The organism is Staphylococcus sp. EG-SA-17 (assembly GCF_017151845.1).
Classification (GTDB): Bacteria; Bacillota; Bacilli; order Staphylococcales; family Staphylococcaceae; genus Staphylococcus; species Staphylococcus aureus.
Genome location: NZ_JACVZO010000121.1, coordinates 1 through 429, shown reverse-complemented (window position 1 = coordinate 429; position 429 = coordinate 1). Strand labels below are relative to the sequence as shown.

Annotated in this window: 1 rRNA gene; it reads right to left on the bottom strand. The window is 37.8% G+C overall.

Features of this window, described 5'->3' with window-relative positions:
- Positions 1-335: 335 nt before the first annotated feature.
- Positions 336-429: ribosomal RNA gene (gene rrf, locus IDG65_RS14355) — 5S ribosomal RNA — on the bottom strand; the annotation flags it as partial.

Here is a 429-nt window from a genome sequence, read left to right as displayed (position 1 = left end):
TGTAGTTAAAATCAAAGGCAAATCGTATAGATTAAAAGATCATTCACCTAAGAAGGAAATTACTTAGCAAACAATTTTGTACATTCTTATACAATCATTTATGTACATTTTTATATTGACATTTACATCTTGACTTATGCTTCTTTCCTCTCCTTCGGCTCTCGCTTACTCATTTAGCTCTACTAAACTCGTTGCACTCTTTTCTCGTTTCGTCAGATTCAAACGTTTTCACTTCGCCAAGCCATTTTTCTTTGTGTTTGCTTTTTATTTTGACGTTTTAGACATAAAAAAAAGAGACCTCACGGTCTCAATGCGGCTCATCGCATCCATTTTTTGCCTGGCAACGTTCTACTCTAGCGGAACGTAAGTTCGACTACCATCGACGCTAAGGAGCTTAACTTCTGTGTTCGGCATGGGAACAGGTGTGAC